The 16729-nt window shown below is 71.5% G+C and carries 21 protein-coding genes and 2 tRNA genes; 9 read left to right on the top strand and 14 right to left on the bottom strand.

The features are described 5' to 3' along the window. Nucleotides 1–23: 23 nt before the first annotated feature. On the top strand, nt 24–386 hold the full coding sequence (locus L0965_RS02520) for a hypothetical protein (RefSeq protein ID WP_060959014.1): 363 nt from the start codon (nt 24–26) through the stop codon (nt 384–386). 6 nt (nt 387–392) lie between these two features. Here L0965_RS02520 and L0965_RS02515 read toward each other — a convergent pair whose 3' ends face one another. From L0965_RS02515 to L0965_RS02500, 4 genes are all read right to left on the bottom strand, one after another. Then, nucleotides 393–689 (bottom strand): hypothetical protein, encoded by a 297-nt coding sequence (locus L0965_RS02515; RefSeq protein WP_223849505.1) that lies wholly within the window; start codon nt 687–689, stop codon nt 393–395. A gap of 92 nt (nt 690–781) precedes the next feature. After that, the gene (locus L0965_RS02510; protein ID WP_060959013.1) at nt 782–1108 is read right to left on the bottom strand and encodes a hypothetical protein; all 327 of its coding nucleotides are present in this window, start codon (nt 1106–1108) and stop codon (nt 782–784) included. Between the two features lie 40 nt (nt 1109–1148). Beyond that, complete coding sequence (locus L0965_RS02505; protein WP_060959012.1) at nt 1149–1424, bottom strand: hypothetical protein; 276 nt, start codon at nt 1422–1424, stop codon at nt 1149–1151. Between the two features lie 129 nt (nt 1425–1553). After that, nucleotides 1554–2660 (bottom strand): acyl-CoA desaturase, encoded by a 1107-nt coding sequence (locus tag L0965_RS02500; protein ID WP_060959011.1) that lies wholly within the window; start codon nt 2658–2660, stop codon nt 1554–1556. Between the two features lie 161 nt (nt 2661–2821). Here L0965_RS02500 and L0965_RS02495 point away from each other — a divergent pair, with 161 nt between their 5' ends. The 4 genes from L0965_RS02495 to L0965_RS02480 all read left to right on the top strand — a co-directional run bounded on the left by L0965_RS02495 (nt 2822) and on the right by L0965_RS02480 (nt 5612). Then, on the top strand, nt 2822–3739 hold the full coding sequence (locus L0965_RS02495) for an ROK family protein (RefSeq protein ID WP_101305537.1): 918 nt from the start codon (nt 2822–2824) through the stop codon (nt 3737–3739). A 61-nt stretch (nt 3740–3800) separates the two neighbouring features. Beyond that, nucleotides 3801–4583, top strand: coding sequence for an alpha/beta fold hydrolase (locus L0965_RS02490; RefSeq protein ID WP_101305536.1), 783 nt, complete (start codon nt 3801–3803; stop codon nt 4581–4583). Between the two features lie 85 nt (nt 4584–4668). Continuing rightward, a complete protein-coding gene (locus tag L0965_RS02485; RefSeq protein WP_060959008.1) occupies nt 4669–5076 on the top strand; it encodes a DUF4383 domain-containing protein in 408 nt (135 codons plus the stop codon). Beyond that, nucleotides 5073–5612, top strand: a complete 540-nt coding sequence (locus L0965_RS02480) for a hypothetical protein (RefSeq protein WP_101305535.1) — start codon at nt 5073–5075, stop codon at nt 5610–5612. Before L0965_RS02485 ends, L0965_RS02480 begins: the two co-directional genes overlap by 4 nt. A 21-nt stretch (nt 5613–5633) precedes the next feature. On the opposite strand, the gene L0965_RS02475 is transcribed toward L0965_RS02480, so the two are convergent. Both L0965_RS02475 and L0965_RS02470 read right to left on the bottom strand, forming a co-directional pair. Next, nucleotides 5634–6761, bottom strand: coding sequence for a Gfo/Idh/MocA family protein (locus tag L0965_RS02475; RefSeq protein WP_101305534.1), 1128 nt, complete (start codon nt 6759–6761; stop codon nt 5634–5636). Continuing rightward, the gene (locus L0965_RS02470) at nt 6758–7582 is read right to left on the bottom strand and encodes a sugar phosphate isomerase/epimerase (protein WP_060959005.1); all 825 of its coding nucleotides are present in this window, start codon (nt 7580–7582) and stop codon (nt 6758–6760) included. Before L0965_RS02470 ends, L0965_RS02475 begins: the two co-directional genes overlap by 4 nt. A 135-nt stretch (nt 7583–7717) precedes the next feature. Here L0965_RS02470 and L0965_RS02465 point away from each other — a divergent pair, with 135 nt between their 5' ends. After that, nucleotides 7718–8323 carry a TetR/AcrR family transcriptional regulator gene (locus L0965_RS02465; protein WP_061782006.1) on the top strand — a complete coding sequence of 202 codons (606 nt, stop codon included), beginning with the start codon at nt 7718–7720 and terminating at the stop codon, nt 8321–8323. Between the two features lie 23 nt (nt 8324–8346). After that, nucleotides 8347–9207 carry a PhzF family phenazine biosynthesis protein gene (locus L0965_RS02460; protein ID WP_101305532.1) on the top strand — a complete coding sequence of 287 codons (861 nt, stop codon included), beginning with the start codon at nt 8347–8349 and terminating at the stop codon, nt 9205–9207. A 59-nt stretch (nt 9208–9266) separates the two neighbouring features. Here L0965_RS02460 and L0965_RS02455 read toward each other — a convergent pair whose 3' ends face one another. Further along, on the bottom strand, nt 9267–9746 hold the full coding sequence (locus tag L0965_RS02455; protein ID WP_101307153.1) for a GNAT family N-acetyltransferase: 480 nt from the start codon (nt 9744–9746) through the stop codon (nt 9267–9269). Nucleotides 9747–9999: 253 nt separating this feature from the next. Here L0965_RS02455 and arr point away from each other — a divergent pair, with 253 nt between their 5' ends. After that, nucleotides 10000–10422, top strand: coding sequence for an NAD(+)--rifampin ADP-ribosyltransferase (gene arr, locus L0965_RS02450; RefSeq protein WP_101305531.1), 423 nt, complete (start codon nt 10000–10002; stop codon nt 10420–10422). Between the two features lie 32 nt (nt 10423–10454). Here arr and L0965_RS02445 read toward each other — a convergent pair. The 5 genes from L0965_RS02445 to serS all read right to left on the bottom strand — a co-directional run bounded on the left by L0965_RS02445 (nt 10455) and on the right by serS (nt 14383). Beyond that, nucleotides 10455–10546 (bottom strand) — tRNA-Ser (locus L0965_RS02445). A 103-nt stretch (nt 10547–10649) separates the two neighbouring features. Further along, the gene (locus L0965_RS02440) at nt 10650–11948 is read right to left on the bottom strand and encodes an LCP family protein (RefSeq protein ID WP_101305530.1); all 1299 of its coding nucleotides are present in this window, start codon (nt 11946–11948) and stop codon (nt 10650–10652) included. 35 nt (nt 11949–11983) lie between these two features. After that, nucleotides 11984–12068 (bottom strand) — tRNA-Ser (locus L0965_RS02435). Between the two features lie 114 nt (nt 12069–12182). Continuing rightward, complete coding sequence (locus L0965_RS02430; RefSeq protein ID WP_101305529.1) at nt 12183–13106, bottom strand: HAD family hydrolase; 924 nt, start codon at nt 13104–13106, stop codon at nt 12183–12185. Continuing rightward, nucleotides 13103–14383, bottom strand: a complete 1281-nt coding sequence (gene serS / locus L0965_RS02425) for a serine--tRNA ligase (RefSeq protein ID WP_101305528.1) — start codon at nt 14381–14383, stop codon at nt 13103–13105. Before serS ends, L0965_RS02430 begins: the two co-directional genes overlap by 4 nt. A 153-nt stretch (nt 14384–14536) precedes the next feature. On the opposite strand from serS, the gene L0965_RS02420 reads away from it, so the two are divergent. Beyond that, nucleotides 14537–15559, top strand: coding sequence for a diacylglycerol kinase family protein (locus tag L0965_RS02420; protein WP_101305527.1), 1023 nt, complete (start codon nt 14537–14539; stop codon nt 15557–15559). Here L0965_RS02420 and L0965_RS02415 read toward each other — a convergent pair. Both L0965_RS02415 and L0965_RS02410 read right to left on the bottom strand, forming a co-directional pair. Further along, on the bottom strand, nt 15556–16152 hold the full coding sequence (locus tag L0965_RS02415; protein WP_101305526.1) for a TetR/AcrR family transcriptional regulator: 597 nt from the start codon (nt 16150–16152) through the stop codon (nt 15556–15558). The two genes, L0965_RS02420 and L0965_RS02415, sit on opposite strands and share 4 nt — an antisense overlap. A 5-nt stretch (nt 16153–16157) precedes the next feature. Then, entirely contained in the window at nt 16158–16709 is a 552-nt protein-coding gene (locus L0965_RS02410) for a hypothetical protein (protein WP_101305525.1), read from the bottom strand. Nucleotides 16710–16729 lie beyond the last annotated feature (20 nt).

Raw genomic sequence — 16729 nt, 5'->3', positions numbered from 1 at the left:
GCGACGCGACCTACAATCGCAGCGTGGGCACCATCTATTACGGAGGGTCGGCGACGCCGATCCACATCGAGGACCGGGTGCTGGCGCACCTCAAGGTCGTCGTCGCGACGAAACTGCGCCGCGGCGAGAGTTTCACCGTCTCCTGGCAGCACCCCGAGGGCGAGCCCGGCGGTCGCAGCACGATCTGGCTGCATCCGTCCATCGCGCTGCGCTTCGTGTTCGACGACCCCGAGCCGACCGAGCTGAACCGGGCGTGGATCGAGGAGCTGGCGCAGTCGGCCAGCTCGTCCGGCGGCATCCTCCTGACGGAGGAGCAGATCGAAGCCCCCGCCGACGAGGAGGCGCAGGACAACGCGCCGCAGACGGTCGCGGTCGCCGACGCCTGAGGGTCCTCACGTGGCCCGCACGGGCGGGAAATGCGCGATCGGGATCGGCCGACTCGCGGTCGACGACTCCTCCGCCCGCAGGAGGGCGTGGCCGCAGCTCAGACACTCGTCCAGGCGGCGATGGCGCGAGCGGCGCCGCGGACCCCGCATCCACACCGCGTCGTAGCCGTCGTCGCCTCGCTCGATGTACGCCACCACGAACTCCGCGTCGTTGGCGCCCACACGCGTGTCGCACAGTCGCCACGCATCGTCGTCGATGGGGATGAGTTCGAGGGGGCCGTCGATTCGCGCAGGATGCGTCATCACCGTCACCGCCTTCATCCCCCAGTCTGCGCGTCGCGCAGACGACGGACGAGGGGATTGACAGGCCCCTGCCGACGTGAGAGGTGCGGCGCTCAGCCGGTCATGACCTCGCCGCTGTAGGGGCCTTCGGGCTCGGGCACGATCTGGAGCCCGGCGGTGGAGTTCGCGGCGTGGGTCAGCGCCTCGAGCCACGCACGGTTGAGCGCCGGCTGGCGGCTGCCGTGGTACGTGTACACGAGCGACGCGTGCGGGTGCAGCCAGATCGCGGTGCGTCCGTCGCCGAGGCTCGTGTCGTTGCGCCAGCTGAAGGTGAACGTCTCGCCGCGCCGCAGCTTCTGACTGATGACGACCTGCAGGTGCGCGAGCACCCGGTCGTCGAACTCCGCTTTGACACTGCCGTCGTAACTGAACCGTCCCACGGCTCTACCGTACTGCGAGCTTCCGACGCCGGCGCGCCGCTCAGGCCAGTGCCGCGGTGCGGCGGGAGATCTCCGCGCACGCGCGGTCGGCCCCGACGACGTCGGACGCCAGCGAGGTGGTGGCGTCGAGCACCGCCACGGGGATGCCGCTGCCCAGCAGCATCCGGCAGACACTGAGCGATCCGTCGTCGATGCTGGGGAACTCCACGATGTCGGTCGACCCGGTCTGCACCAGCCGCTGGGCGTACGTCAGCACCGCGTCCGCGACGTCATCGGTGGTGAGGATGCGGTGACCCTCGATCAGAATGTCTTTCACGGCTCGGCCTCGCCAGGGAATCGTCAGAACAACGTCGGGTGGGAGTCCACAGTCAACCGAACCGGGCGGGCGACGACGAGGGGGTTGACAGCCTCCGGCGACCCTGTCAGACCCCGGCGCCGCCGACACTCACGCGCGGCGGTAGTCCGCCACCATCGGGCAGTCGAACGGGTCGCGGGCCGCGAGGCCGACGCGGTTGAGGTAGTCGATGACGATGGCGTACGAGCGCCAGACGCTCGTCTCCGTGTACGGGATGCCGGCGCCCTTGCAGTAGTCGCGGACCACGGCACGCGCCTTCGAGAGGTGCGGTCGGGCCATGCTGGGAAAGAGGTGGTGCTCGACCTGGTGGTTCAGACCGCCGAACATCCAGGTCGCCCACCAGCCGCCCGTGATGTTGCGCGACGTGCGCACCTGCTTCGTGAAGAAGTCGAGGCGGGCGCTCGCGTCGACGATCGGCATCCCCTTGTGGTTGGGGGCGAACGAGGCGCCCATGTACACGCCGAACACCGCGAGCTGCACGCCGAGGAAGGCGAACGCCATGCCGAGGGGCAGGAGCAGGAAGACCGGGACGATGACGACGGCCAGACGCGTCGTGATCAGCGCCAGCTCCAGTCCGCGCTTCTTGACCGGCTGGCGCGACAGGAGGTGGCGGATGCCGTGGGCGTGGAGGTTGAGGCCCTCGAGCGTCAGCAGCGGGAAGAAGAACCAGCCCTGGCGACGCGTGATGAACCGGCGGATGCCGCGCGCCTGCACGGCGTCCTCGACGAGGAACGAGATCGTGTCGACCTCGATGTCCGGGTCCTTGCCGACGCGGTTGGGGTTCGCGTGGTGGCGGGAGTGCTTGGAGTCCCACCACGAGTAGCTGATGCCGACGACGCCGGCGGCGAGGATGCGGGCGAGGCGGTCGTTGGCCGGGCCGGAGGAGAGGATCTGGCGGTGCGCCGCCTCGTGGGCGAGGAACGCGACCTGGGTGAGCACGATGCCCAGCGCCGCCGCGATCAGCAGCTGGAACCAGCTCTGCCCCAGGAGCACGAAGCCCGCGACGCACCCGCCGAGGCACAGCGCGAGCGCCGCGCCGACGAGCGCGTAGAACACGGGCGCGCGGCGCAGCAGGCCGAGTTCCTTCACGACCTGCGACACCTGGGTGTACGACCGAGCGACCGACGGGAACGTCTCCGACGTCGCGTAGGTCTGTCGAATCGGTCCGAGAGTGGATGCGGGGGCGATGGTGGCCATGTCCGGCTCCGTTGATCGGCGGTCCATCGCACCACGCGATGCCCGTTGGGCGAAGCCAAAGGCGGATGCCGATCGCTGGTCCCGACACTACGCTTACGTCTATACGGCTCCGGGCATACTCTCCGGCCCGCTCCCCTGCTCCCAGCCCTCAAGGATGCGGCATGACACTCGCACTGGCGATCGATCTCGGCGGCACGAAGATCGAAGCGGCCCTGGTCGACGACGACGGCGCGATCGTCGAGGGCTCCCGGCGACGGACGCCGACGGGGGCCGGCGCCGCCTCGGATGTCACCGTGCTCGCACGCGGCCTCGCCGAGGTGATCGACGGATGCCGCGCGCACCCGCGCTGGAGCGAGGTCGCCGCCGCGGGGATCGGCGCCGCCGGGCCGATCGATCTGGCCGCCGGCACCATCGCGCCGATCAATCTCCCCGCGGCCCACGGCTTCGGCATCGTCGAGGCGGTGCGCGCGGCGAGCGGGCTCGACGGCGTCACACTGCGCCTGGACGGCACCTGCATCGCACTCGCCGAGGCGTGGCGGGGCGCCGCCCGGGGCGTCCGCAACGCGATCGTCTTCGTCGTCTCGACCGGCGTCGGCGGCGGCATCCTGTCGGACGGACGACTCGTCGCCGGAGGGTCGGGCAACGCCGGGCACCTCGGGCAGATGCTCGTCGCCGACATCGACGGCGACCCGGCGGCATCCACCCTCGAGCAGCGCGCCTCGGGACCGCACACCGTCGCGTGGGCGCAGGAGCGGGGTTGGACGGGCTCGACCGGCGAGGAGCTCGCGTCCGCGTATCGGGACGGCGACCGCATCGCCCGGGCGGCCGTCGCCCGCTCCGCGCACGCGGTCGGGATCGGCCTGGCGAGCGCCGCGACCCTGCTCGACCTGGAGCTGGCGGTTGTCGGCGGGGGCTTCTCGTTCGTCGCCGACGACTACCCGCACCAGATCGAGGAGGTCGTGCGCGCCTCGGCGATCAACGGGTACGCCGCGCGACTGCCCGTCGTGCGCGCGGGCCTGGGCGGCGACGCCCCGCTCATCGGCGCGGCGGCGCTCGTGCACCGCGCCGACCTGCTCTGACGTCGGCGGCGCGTGGCCCGCTCGTGTTGACGATGTCGGCACCCGGTGCTTGCATCTGCTCATGCGTCACATCACATCGGCCGACGGCACCGCCATCGCCCTGCACGAGACCGGAACCGGTCCCGCCGTCGTCATCGTCAACGGCGCCCTGTCGACGGCGCGGGATGCCGCGCCCCTCGCCGAGGCGCTGGCGCGCGCCGGCTTCCGCGCGGTGACGTACGACCGCCGCGCCCGCGGCGACAGCGGCGACACCCGACCCTCCGCCCCGCAGCGGGAGGCCGAGGACCTCGCCGCGGTGGTCGCGGCCGCCGGCGGCGCGGCCGCGGTCCTCGGTCATTCGTCCGGCGCCGTGCTGGCGCTGTACACGGCCTCGCTCCCCTCGGGCGGCGGGATCCGTCGGCTGTTCCTCTCGGAGCCGCCGTTCCACTTCGGCGTCCACGAGCCGGCCGTCGACCTCGCCGACCGCATCCAGGCCCTGGTCGACGCCGGCGACGAGGAGGAGGCCGTCGTGCTGTTCCAGCGGGAGGCGGTCGGCCTGCCCGAGGCGATGATCGCGCAGTTCCGCGCGACCCCGATGTTCGCGCAGATCGTTCCGCTCGCGCAGTCCACGGTCTACGACGCCGCGCTCACCCGTGAGCTGTCGACCCCGGACGAGGGGATGCTGTCGGTCGCGGTCCCGGTCACGATCCTCTGCGGGCAGCAGACGTTCCCGATGCTGTCGGCCGCGGCGCAGCGCCTGTCCGCGGCCATGCCGGCCGCGGAGCTTCTCATCGTGCCCGAGTCGGTCGGTCACCGCCTCGACCCCGCCGCCGCGACGACGATCGTCGCCGAACGCTGGGCCTGACGGCGCACCCGGGCAATCCGTTTCCCCGCGAGCCCCGAACAACCTCCGTCACGACACCCGTCGCGACCTGAACAGGAGGTCAGTCATGAGCTCGTCACCGAACCGCCTCGTCGCCGTCGTCTTCGGCGCCGTCTACCTCGTCGTCGGAGCCCTCGGCTTCGCCGTCACCGGCGGCGTGGGGTTCCTCGCCACCGACGGCGGGCTGCTGCTCGGCATCTTCGCCGTCAACCCGCTGCACAACATCGCCCACCTTCTGATCGGTGCCGCGCTCGTGATCGCCGGCCTCAGCGGCGTGCGTGCCGCCAAGACCGTCAACGCCACGATCGGCGCGGCCTACCTGCTGCTCGGCGTGGTCGGCTTCTTCCTGGTCGGCACGTCCGCGAACATCCTGGCGCTCAACGTGCCCGACCACTTCCTGCACCTCGGCAGCGCGATCGTACTGCTGGGCGTGGGCCTCGGCGCGGAGCGCGGCGCACGGTCGGTCACGGCATGAGCGCGCCCTCCCACGCCGCGGCCGCCCCGGGAGCCGCTCTGCGCGCCTGGATCGTCCCGCTCGCGTGGGGGGCGGGACTCATCTCGATCGGCATGGGGGCGGCGGCCGTCACCGCCGCCTCCTCGTCCGTCTGGGGTCGGGGGATCGGTATCGTCCTCGCGACCGCCGGCGCGGCCTGGCTCGCCTGGGGCGCCGCGGCGCTGGCCGCCGGACGTCTGCCGATCCCCCGAACCGCGGCGGCGTCGACGCTCGTCACTGTCATCGGCGTCGCCGCGCTCCTCGCCGCGACCGGAGGCCGCGCGAGCGTGCTGGCCGCCGCCGTCGCGATCGTGCTCCTTCTGCTGGTCGCCGTCATGACCATCGCCGCCGCGCGTCGCGGCCCGTCCGCGCCCGGTGCCATCCGCACGGTGCCGCTGCTGCTCGCCGCGGCGATCGTGGCGGTGGTGGCCACCCCGGCGTTGGGAGCCGTGCAGGACGCGGCGCTGCTGCGCACCGACGGCACCGTCATCGTGGTCGACCCGCACGCCGGCCACTGACGGCGGCGCGGCGCGGGACGGTCAGGAGAGCGTGCGCGCGAAGGGGTCGAATCCGTCCGGCAGCAGCGGGACGTCGGCCACGGTGCTGTCGATCGTGAGCGTCTGCCCGGTGCCGGCGGACTCCTGCGCCGAGAGCATGACGTCCAGCACGTGGTAGCCGAGCTCTCCGGTCGCGACGTGCGGACGGCCGTCCGCGATGGCGCGGGCCATGTCGAGCACGCCGAGTCCGCGGCCGACCACGGTGCCCTGCTCCTCGACCTCGATCCACTCCTGCTCGAAGCGCATGCCGTCGCGGATGACCCCGAGCGGCTTGACGTAGGCCGTCCGCCCGGTGAACGCGTTCGGGTCGGGCAGGACGATGGTGCCCTCCGAGCCGTGGATCTCGATGACGCCGTGGCGCTCCAGCGCCGAGTCGAAGCTCAGCAGGTGGGTGCCGTGCTGGCCGCCGGCGAACGAGGTCAGCACCTGGACCGTGGAGGGCACCTCGACGGGGAAGCTCTCCCCCGCCCGCGGGCCGGTGTGGATCTGGCGCGTCGTCTGCCAGCGCGAACCGCGGGCGGTGACGCCGGCGACGGGGCCGAGCAGGCTCACGAGGGCCGAGAAGTAGTACGGGCCCATGTCCAGGAGCGGGCCGGCCCCCTGGGCGAACAGGAACGCGGGCTCGGGATGCCAGAGGTCGGGACCCTGCGTCTGGAACGACGTCTGCACGAACAGCGGCGTGCCGATGACGCCGTCGCGGATGGCGCGCTTGGCGGTCTGGAAGCCGGGCCCGAGGATCGTGTCGGGCGCCGAGCCGACGCGCACGCCGGCGGCATCCGCCTGCGCGAGCAGCGCGCGCGTGCTCTCACGGTCCAGGCCCAGCGGCTTCTCGGTCCAGACGTGCTTGCCGGCGGCGACCGCCGCCTGGGACACCGCGACGTGCACCGCCGGGATCGTGAGGTTGACCACGAGGTCGACGTCGGGATTGGCCAGCACGTCCTCGCCCGTTCCCCAGCTGGGCACGCCGTGCTCCTCGGCCTTCGCCCGGGCGCGCTCGGGCAGCAGGTCGCCCACCGCCACGACCTCGACGTCGGGGAACGAGGTCAGGTTCTCCAGGTAGGTCTGGCTGATGACTCCGGTGCCGATGACACCGACGCGCAGGGCGCTCACTTGACGTACCCCCCGTCGCGGAGGAAGGCGTAGCTGGCGGCGATGTCCTCGAACACGTCTCCCGGGGCCTTGTCGTACTCGATGACGGCGTAGCGGATCGCGGTGCCCGCGGTCAGCGCCTCCGCGAGCGGGACGTCGGCGGTGCCGGCGTGACGCTGGTCGAGGCTGTCCGAGCCGAACGAGCCGGCGCCCGGAGCCCACGGGTTGGATGCCGGGACGACACCGTCCTTGACGTGCACCGCGACGAGGCGATCGCCCAGCGCGGAGACGAGAGCCGGCACGTCCTGGCCGCCGGTCAGCGCCCAGAAGAGGTCGAGCTCGAGCTGCACGCGCTCGTCGGTCAGCGCGACGAAGCGCTCGTAGGCGGTGGCGCCGTCGAAGGAGGCGACGAACTCCTGCGCGTGGTTGTGGTAGCCGACGCTCAGGCCGAACTCGGCGGCCTTCTCGGCGGCGCGGTTGAGGCGGTCGGCGATGTCGGCGACGCCGTCGGCCGTCAGCCACCGCTCGGGGGCGACGAACGGGTCGATGACCGTGGTCATGCCGATCTCGGCGGCGGCGGCGAACACCACCTCGGGGGCGGGGGTCGGGATCTCGCCGTCCGGGGTCCAGAGCGTGTCGGACAGCAGCGGCGCGTGCCCGGTGGGCGATGCGAGGCCGCTGGCATCCAGCGCGGCGCGGATCTGCGTCGGGCGGGAGACGAAGTCGAACGCCTCCACGTTGCGCAGGCCGATCGCGGCGAGCTTGTCGAGCGAGCCCCCCATGTCGGCGGTGAACTCCTTGGCCAGCGTGTAGAGCTGGACGGAAGCGACGGGCAGTGTCATGACGTGCGTCCTTCGAACCTCGTTGTCTCGTGTGTACGGCGTCGCCGGCTCGTCGTCCGTTCGGCGCTGAGGCGACGGTATCACAAAACCTCCACCTGGAGGTTTTGTTTCCCGCCATCGGCTAGGTTGGATGCCGTGAGCACGGACGACGAGGCGGTGATCGGTCGGCGCGGACTGCAGCCGAAGGGCGTCGCCCGCCGCCAGGAGATCCTCGACCGCGCGATCGAGGTCTTCCGCGAGCGCGGCGCCGACGGCACGTCGCTGCGGCGCATCGCAGAGGCGATCGGCGTCTCGCACGCCGCCCTGCTGCACTACTTCGACTCGCGCGAGCAGCTGCTCGTCGCCGTCTACGCGCACGCCGAGGCCCGCCGCAACGCGACGGCGAGCCCGTCCGGCCCGCCGGGCGTGGACACCATGATCGACGCCGCGATCGCCAACGTCGACGTGCCGGGGCTCGTCCAGCTCTACTCGACCCTGCTCGCCGCCTCGCTGGAGGCCGGCAACGACGTCGGGCGCGAGTTCTTCTCCGCACGCTTCGACCGGGTGCGCGCGGAGCTGACCGCCTCTTTCCGCACGCAGCAGGCGGCCGGCGACATCCGCGACGACGTGCCCGCCGAAGACCTCGCCGCCCTGCTGATCGCGGCATCCGACGGTCTGCAGATCCAGTGGCTGCTCGAGCCGTCCCTCGGACTCAGCGACACCCTGCGCACCTTCGCGCGCCTGCTCCAGTCGCCCCGCTGAGGCCGGCGCCCTAGCCTGGGACGATGACCGTTCCCGACGTCCTGCGCTACGCCGCCTTCACCTCCGACCCCGAGGGCGGCAACCCGGCCGGCGTGGTGCTCGACGCGCGCGGGCTCGACGCGGCGACCATGCAGCGGATCGCGGCCGAGGTCGACTTCGCCGAGACCGCCTTCGTGATCGGTACCCGCGAAGACGGCGCCCGCCGCATCCGCTACTTCTCCCCCATCGCCGAGGTGCCGTTCTGCGGGCACGCGACGGTGGCCACCGCGGTCGCCGTCGCCGAACGCGGCGACCTCGCGGGAGACGCCATCGTGTTCGCCACCCCCGTGGGCGACATCCGCATCGAGCTCGAACGGGACGCCGACGGCATCCGCGCCGCGTTCACGAGCGTGCCGCCGTCGGTGCGTCCGCTGCCGATCGAGGACCGCGACGCGATCCTCGACCTGCTCGCTCTGGCGTCGTCCGACCTCGATCCGGCGCTCCCGCCGCGCCTCAGCGACGCCGGGAACCCCCACCCCGTGATCGCGCTCGCCGACCGCTCCACGTTCGATGGGTTCACCTTCGACCCGGGCCAGGTGCGCACCCTCATGGACGCACGTGGCTGGCCGGCCACGATCACGGTCGCGCACCGCCTCACCGCCGATCGCTTCGCAGCCCGCAACCTCTTCCCGGTGGGACGCATCACCGAGGATCCCGCGACCGGGTCGGCGGCCGCCGCATTGGGCGCATACCTTCGGGATCTGCGGGCGGTCGAGGTTCCGGGCCGGATCACCATCGAACAGGGCGCACACGTCGGACGCCCCGGTCTGCTCGCGGTCGACATCCCTGCGACGGGCGGGATTCGTGTGAGCGGTGCCGCCGTACCGCTGACGGCGATGCGGTAGCAGTCGACGTCGTTCCCTCACGGCGTGACCGACGCGGAGGCTGGTCGGCACGCCGGACGTCAGGACTGCTCGGCGAGCACTTTCTGCAGGAAGACCTGCGCGGTGCCGTCGCCCTGATCGATTCGTTCACTCTCGCGATAGCCGAGACGCTCGTACAGCGCGATATTCTGCGTGCTCAGCGAGCCGGTGAACAGCTCCGCCCGCCGGCATCCGCTCTCGATCCCCCGCTGCTCGACCGCCTCGAGGAGACGCGAGCCGATGCCCTCCCCCTGCTGGTCGGGCGCGATCGCGATGCGACCCACCAGAAGCACCTCACCATCCGCGACGGCGCGCACGACCCCGACCAGGCGCGACGCGGCGAGTGCGACGCAGCCGAGGTTCTCGCGCAGTTCGAACGCGACCTCATCCAGGGTCTGCGTCAGCGGCGCCATGTCGGGGTCGCCGTAGATGAGCGCCTCCGTGACGAACGCCGCGCGCTGAACCGTCAGCACCTCCCCGGCATCGGAGGGACGGATGGGGCGAATGATGATCTCGGACATGGCGTCCATCCGTATCGCTCACCGTCCACCGGGTCAACCCCCTCGGTGCGTCGCGGGCAGGCTTCTTACGTTCGCCCCACCGCATCCTGACGTCCCGCGCCGTCGGAACGGGAGGTGCGACCTCGACCGATGCCGCCTCCGGAGAGGACGCCCGTGATGCAGCCGTCCTCCTTCTTCTGGAAGAGATCATCGTCTGCGGCCGCCTCGTCGGCATCTCGTTCCGCGCGCGCCGCCGGCGACCTACGCTGAGATCGTGAGCGCAGTCGACGAGACGGGTCCCTTCTTCCACGGCACGGTCGCCGAACTGCACCCGGGCGACCTCCTGAGCCCGGGGTTCCGATCGAACTATCGACCCGACGTCGTGATGAACCACATCTACTTCACCGCGCTGCTGTCCGGCGCCGCTCTCGCGGCCGAACTCGCCGCTGACCTCGTCGGCGACGGCCGCGCTCCTCGCGTCTACCTCGTCGAGCCGACAGGCGCTTTCGACGACGACCCGAATGTGACCGACAAGAAGTTCCCCGGCAATCCCACGCGCTCCTACCGCAGCACGGCGGCGCTGCGCGTGGTCGAGGAGGTGGAGGACTGGCCGCGACTGACGCCCGAGGAACGGCAGCGGTGGCGCGATCGCATCACATCGCGACCGCCCAGGGAACGAGGCGAGATCCTCAACTGACGGGGAGCAGCTCCGCCGGAGCGAGAGGAAAGTGGCGGAGACGGAGGGATTTGAACCCTCGGTCCCCGTAAGGGGACTCCACCTTAGCAGGGTGGTGCACTAGGCCTGACTATGCGACGTCTCCACGCGCTGCGCGGCCGAAACCGCGCGAACGCACCCGGCAATCATAACCGGTCCGAGCCCTCCCGCCGAACCGGAAGCCGCGGCATCCGGCCCGTGCCCGCGCGTCAGCGCTGCGCGACCGTGCAGGTGACCTGCGCCGCCGTCTGACCCGTGATGGAGCTCGGCAGCTGCACGGCCTCCTGCGTCGGCGTGGGCGCCGCCGCGGTGGCCCCGGCATCCGCTGTCGCCGTCGGTTCCGGGGTGGCCGGGTCGCTGGGCGTGGGCGTGGCCTCGCCGACGACCTCGGTTCCGTAGCCGTCGCTCGTGGAGCCCGTCAGCTGGATCGGCTGATTGTTGGCGAGGGCATCGAAGAGCACCTTCGCCGCCGACGTCACCGGGTCGACACGAGAGCCGTCCGACGCGTACACCGTCGGATACTGCACGAAGACGATGTCCTGGTAGGGCACGCTGCGCACGGCCATCGCGATCTGCACCATGTTCTGGGGGTTCGCGAGGCTCTTGCTCAGCACGACCTGCGGTGGGTCGGACGTCACCTGCTGCAGCGCCGTGTTGGCGAGGTTGAACAGCGTCGCGGGGTTGCCGAGCACCCCCTCCGACTGCAGCTTACGCACGAGTGAACTCAGGAACTGCTGCTGGTTCGAGATGCGGCCGAGGTCCGATCCGTCGCCGATGCCGTGACGGATGCGCAGGAACTGCAGCGCCTCGGCGCCCTTCAGCGTGTGCTCACCCTTCGTGAGGTTGAGTCCGGTGTGGTTGTCGCTGATGTCGTCCGCAACGCACACGTCGACACCGCCGATGGCGTCCGACATGTTGATCACACCGGTCCACCGCGTCGCGGCCGCGAACCGGATGTCGACGCCGGTCAGCTTTTCGATGGTGGCAACGGTGCAGGACAGACCGCCGTACATGTAGGACGCATTCAGCATCTGACCGCTCATCGCGGAGTACTGCGTGCCGTCTGGGCCCGTGCACGACGGGATCGGGACGATCATGTCGCGGGGGAAGGAGACGACGGTCACGCGACGGGGCTCGTCGGAAATGTGCACCAGCATGGTGACGTCGTTGCGCTCGCCGTCGGTGTCGCCGTTCTGGCAGGCGCCGGACAGCGCGGCGTTCGGCCCTTCACACGAGTCGGTGCCGACGACGAGCATGTTGACGCCGCCCTCGATCTCACCGAGCGTGGGCGGCAGCTGCTCGTCATCGCCGCCGATGGAGACACCGGCGGCCTCCACGGCGCGGGTGGCGTCCCACACGTAGAACGCCCCGACGGCCGTCGTGCTGATCACGGCGACCGCGACGACGGCGGCGAGGATCGCGAGCACCTGCGAGAGCGGGTGGGGCGACTTCAGGATGCCGTGTCGGGCGACGGGCTGCCGACGAGGGCGCTCGGGGCGTGGGCTCACGGGGGACCTTTCGACAGCGGACACGACCGCTCCTGCGGAGGGTGTGGGATTCGAACCCACGGGACATCTCTGCCCACCGGTTTTCAAGACCGGGTCCATCGGCCGCTCGGACAACCCTCCCTGACGGACGCCGCGGCATCCCCAGACAGGCGTCGAGTCTAGTCGACGGACCGTGCCCATCTTCGCGCGTGCGCCTGGGCAGCCGCTGAAAGCGCGGGTCGTGTCGTCGGCAGCTCAGAGCTGCCGCAGGACGTCCGCGACACCGCCGGCGTGGACGGATGCCGTGATCTCCCCCGCCTCGCGGCGCACCTCTTCGGGCCCCTGCCCCATCGCGATCGCGCGTCCGCCGTGCTCGAGCGCCCACCGGAACATCCCGAGGTCGTTGCGCCCGTCCCCCATGACCAGCACCCGGTCGGGCTCGACGCCCAACCAGGTGCGCACGCGCTCCAGCGCGGTCGACTTGTCGACGCCCTGCGGTGCGATGTCGAGCCAGGCCGACCAGCCCACGGCGTACGACACCTTGCTCAGGCCGATGCGGCCGACGAGCTCGAGGAAGTCCTCGTCGGTCTCGTCGGGCGAGACCACGACGACACGGCACACCGGCTGGGCGACCAGCTCGGCGAAGTCGACGCGGCGCGCGTTCGCCAGGTTCCAGTCATCGAGGCGTTCCGTGTAGAGCCGCTCGCCGTCGGCCAGCTCGACCATGTACTTCGCGTGCGGCAGGTGCGCGCGCAGCAGCCCGACCACCTCCGACGGATCGAACGTCTCGATGTGGAAGCGCTCGTACCGGCCCTCTTCGGCGAAGTCGCCGCCGACCCGCTTCATGATGACCGCCCCGTTGGAGCAGACCGCGTAATCGGGAGCGAGCTCGAGCACGTGCTGGATGCCGCGCGTGCCCTCCCAGCTGCGCCCGGTGGCGAGCATCACCTCGTGCCCGGCGCGGTGCGCGTGCGCGATCGCCTCGACGACTCCCGGGCTGAGCGTCTCGTCCTCCAGCAGCACGGTGCCGTCGACGTCGAGGGCGATGAGCAGGCGCTCGGTGACGATCGTCGGATTCTCGGTGTCGTCCGCAATGGTCTCGATGAGGTGAGCCGCGTCTTTCTGCGCGACAACCGACACCGCTCCGGTGTGCGGCAGCTCTTCTCCGGCGCTCCTCACGCGATCGGCTCCGCCACCTCGAGGCCGCCGAGGTAGGGCCGCAGCACATCGGGGATCACGACGGAGCCGTCGGCCCGCTGATGCGTCTCGAGCAGCGCCACGATCCAGCGGGTGGTGGCGAGGGTGCCGTTGAGGGTCGCGACGGGCGCGGTCTTGCCCGCGCCGCCGCCCTCGACGGCGGGCCGGTGCCGCACGTCGAGCCGGCGCGCCTGGTAGGTCGTGCAGTTGCTCGTCGAGGTGAGCTCGCGGTACGAGCCCTGCGTGGGGACCCACGCCTCGACGTCGTACTTGCGGGCCGCGCTGGAGCCGAGGTCGCCCGCGGCGACGTCGATCACGCGGTAGCTCAGGCCGAGGTCCTGCAGCATCTGCTCCTGCAGCGCGACGAGCCGCAGGTGCTCCGCCTCGGCGTCCTCGGGCGTCGTGTAGACGAACATCTCGAGCTTGTTGAACTGGTGCACGCGGATGATGCCCCGGGTGTCCTTGCCGTACGAGCCCGCTTCGCGGCGGTAGCAGGTCGACCAGCCGGCGTAGCGCTTGGGGCCCGCCGTCAGGTCGAGGATCTCCCCCATGTGGTAGCCGGCGAGCGGGACCTCGCTCGTGCCGACGAGGTAGAGATCGTCGGCCTCCAGCTTGTAGACCTCGTCGGCGTGCTGCCCCAGGAATCCGGTGCCGCGCATGACCTCGGGACGCACGAGCGTCGGCGGGATCATGGGGATGAACCCGGCATCCACGGCGCGCTGGAGCGCGAGGGACATGAGCGCGTATTCGAGGCGCGCTCCGATGCCGGTCAGGAAGTAGAAGCGACTGCCCGACACCTTGGTGCCGCGCTCCATGTCGATGGCGCCGAGCTTCTCGCCGAGGGCGAGGTGGTCCAGCGGCTCGAAGTCGAAGGATGCCGGCTCGCCGTGCGTCCGCACCGTGACGAAGTTCTCTTCGCCCCCGGCCGGAACGCCGTCGATGACGATGTTCTCGATGCGCGCGAGGGCCGCATCCGCCGCCTCCTCGGCGACCGTGACGGCCTGCTGCGCGGCCTTGACGCGGTCGCTGAGCTCCTTCGCCTGGGCGACGAGCGCGGGCTTGTCCTCCTTGGGCGCGGCGGCGACGGTCTTGCCGTGGGCGTTCTGCGCGGCGCGCAGCTCCTCGAAGGCGGTGATCGCGGCGCGTCGGGCACGGTCGGCCTCGATCGCATCGTCGACCGTGTCGGGCGACTCGCCGCGGGCCTGCTGCGAGCGCTTGACGAGGTCCGGGTTGTCACGGAGGAGCGCGAGATCGATCACCCGACAAGTCTAGTTCGCGGGGTCGCGCGCGCTCGGCGTGGCGGGTCGCCCAGCGTCCGGGCGGAGTCCTCGAGTGGACGAGCCCGACGGGCCTGGTCTCCCCGGACGTGCCCGCCCCGCCGCTCATGTTCACCGCCGGGTATGTTTAGCCACATGGCACCTGCTGACGTCACTGCGCCCTCCGGTGACGAGGTGCCGCGCCGTCGCGCGGCGCTCGTCTACAACCCCATCAAGGTCGACGCCGACGCTCTGCGCGCCGCCGTCACGAGCCACTCCTCGGATGCCGGCTGGGGCGAGCCCCTCTTCTTCGAGACGACCGTCGACGAGCTCGGCGACGGGCTGGCCCGCGAAGCGATCGACGCCGGAGCCGCCGCCGTCCTCGTGGCGGGGGGCGACGGCACGGTCCGCGCCGTCAGCGAGGCGATGGCCGGGTCCGAGGTGCCCCTCACGATCGTGCCGAGCGGCACCGGAAACCTGCTCGCCCGGAACCTCCAGCTGCCGCTCACCGATCCCGACGCGATGATCGCGGCGACGTTCGAGGGCGACGTGCAGGCGATCGACGTCGGGTTCGCGGAACTCGTCCGCCCCGACGGCGAGCGCGAAGAGCGTGCGTTCGTCGTGATGGGCGGAATGGGCCTGGATGCCGCGATGATCGCCAACACCAGCGGCGACCTGAAGAAGAAGGTCGGCTGGGTCGCGTACGTCGACGGTGCCGCACGCTCGCTCGTGAAGGCGAAGCCGTTCTCGATCATGTACCAGGTCGCCGGTCACCGGATGCATCGCGCCCAGGTGCAGAGCGTACTGTTCGCGAACTGCGGGTCGCTGCCGGCCGGGCTCGAGCTCATCCCCGAGGCGTCGGTGGCCGACGGCCAGCTCGACATCGCGATCTTCCAGCCCAAGACCGCCTTCGGCTGGCTCGCGGTCTGGCGCCGCGTCGCGTGGGACAACAGCGTGCTGCGACGCTTCCGCACGGGTCGCCGGATCCTGCGACTGCGGACCAAGGACAACTCGATCCGGTACGCGCGGGGCACCGGCATCCAGATCGCGGCGGGCGCCGCCACGCCCGTGCAGCTCGACGGCGACGAGTTCGGCGAGGCGACCGCGGTGGACGTCCGCATCCACGCCGCCTCGCTCCGGCTCGCCGTGCCCTCCGGGCACACCTCCCCCGCGCTCTAGCGCGGACGCCGGGCGATGTCGTCGAGATGCGCGACGACCAGGCGGCGCGCCGCCTCCGCGTCATCGTCCCCGCCCCACACCGCGTGCAGGGCGGCGCCGTCCAGCAGGGCGTGCAGCCGCTCGGCCTCCAGGCCCGGGTCACGCCCGGCGCCGAGGTCGCCGGCCTCCCGCAGAAGCTCGATGCACGCGCGGCACGCCGCGGCGACCCCGCGGTTGAGGCGCCGGACCGAGTCGTGCAGCCGCGCATCGGTGAGAGCGAGCACCCCGAGCTGGATCTGGGCGAGCAGTTCCACCCTCCGGTCGTGATCGAGGGGCAGCAGCTGCTTTAGGATCTCTTCGGCGAGCCGCCGTCCTGAGAAGTGCCCGCCGAGCCCGGCGATACGCGCGGACACCCGCTGATCGATGAGCAGCAGACAGTGCTCGCGCAGCGCGTGCTGCGTGGGAAAGGTGCGCCGCAGCGACGCGACCGCGATGCCCGCCTCGTCGGCCACGCCACGCACCGACAGTCCCGCGAGGCCGTCGCGCTCGAGCACGCGCAGCGAAGCCGCGGCGATCTCTCGCGTGCGGGCGTCGTGGTCGATGAGCCGGGGCACGAGAGCTAGTGTGCCCCGACGGCCGGCGACGAGGGGGCGCGCCGCGGCCAGATCGTGTAGCTCACGGCCCAGATCACGTCGGCGGCGAGGATGATCCCGAGGATCCGGACGTTGATCAGCAGCTCGTCCGTCCCGTTGCCGTCGCGGGCGAGCGCGATCAGCCCCCACGTGACACCGCCCGCGATCACGACCATGACGATGGTGCGCAGCACGTCCTTCCAGCACGCGATCGTGTACGCGGTACCCGAGAGTTTGACGGGCGGGGGCCCGGAGGCGAACCGGTGCGCGAAGCGCACGTCGGCCCACGCGATGACCTGATGGCCGAAGGCGACCGAGAAGCCGATGTAGATCGCGGCCAGCCCGTGCTGCCACGAGGCGGTCCCGCCGCGGAGCAGGTCGACGGCCACGAGGGTCAACAGCACCACGTCGATCGCCGGAGCCGCGATCAGCAGCGCCGCCCCCAGCCGCGGCCGCCGCAGCGGGTAGCGCGCGAGGAGGCCGGCGAGCACGGCCACCCAGAACCCGACCTCGCACGCCACGATCAGCGTCACGATCATGCGACCCACCTCTCCCTCTT

Source organism: Microbacterium sp. NFH-22A-Y (assembly GCF_021401375.1).
GTDB lineage: Bacteria > Actinomycetota > Actinomycetes > Actinomycetales > Microbacteriaceae > Microbacterium > Microbacterium hominis.
This window is presented reverse-complemented; position numbering and strand designations above follow the sequence as displayed.

Excerpts from the sequence above, each read along its gene's own strand:
- L0965_RS02515 (WP_223849505.1), bottom strand. The coding sequence starts at position 689 with ATGACGCATCCTGCGCGAATCGACGGCCCCCTCGAACTCATCCCCATC.
- L0965_RS02500 (WP_060959011.1), bottom strand. The coding sequence starts at position 2,660 with ATGGCCACCATCGCCCCCGCATCCACTCTCGGACCGATTCGACAGACC.
- L0965_RS02495 (WP_101305537.1), top strand. The coding sequence starts at position 2,822 with ATGACACTCGCACTGGCGATCGATCTCGGCGGCACGAAGATCGAAGCG.
- L0965_RS02490 (WP_101305536.1), top strand. The coding sequence starts at position 3,801 with ATGCGTCACATCACATCGGCCGACGGCACCGCCATCGCCCTGCACGAG.
- L0965_RS02485 (WP_060959008.1), top strand. The coding sequence starts at position 4,669 with ATGAGCTCGTCACCGAACCGCCTCGTCGCCGTCGTCTTCGGCGCCGTC.
- L0965_RS02480 (WP_101305535.1), top strand. The coding sequence starts at position 5,073 with ATGAGCGCGCCCTCCCACGCCGCGGCCGCCCCGGGAGCCGCTCTGCGC.
- L0965_RS02470 (WP_060959005.1), bottom strand. The coding sequence starts at position 7,582 with ATGACACTGCCCGTCGCTTCCGTCCAGCTCTACACGCTGGCCAAGGAG.
- L0965_RS02460 (WP_101305532.1), top strand. The coding sequence starts at position 8,347 with ATGACCGTTCCCGACGTCCTGCGCTACGCCGCCTTCACCTCCGACCCC.
- L0965_RS02455 (WP_101307153.1), bottom strand. The coding sequence starts at position 9,746 with ATGTCCGAGATCATCATTCGCCCCATCCGTCCCTCCGATGCCGGGGAG.
- L0965_RS02420 (WP_101305527.1), top strand. The coding sequence starts at position 14,537 with ATGGCACCTGCTGACGTCACTGCGCCCTCCGGTGACGAGGTGCCGCGC.
- L0965_RS02410 (WP_101305525.1), bottom strand. The coding sequence starts at position 16,709 with ATGATCGTGACGCTGATCGTGGCGTGCGAGGTCGGGTTCTGGGTGGCC.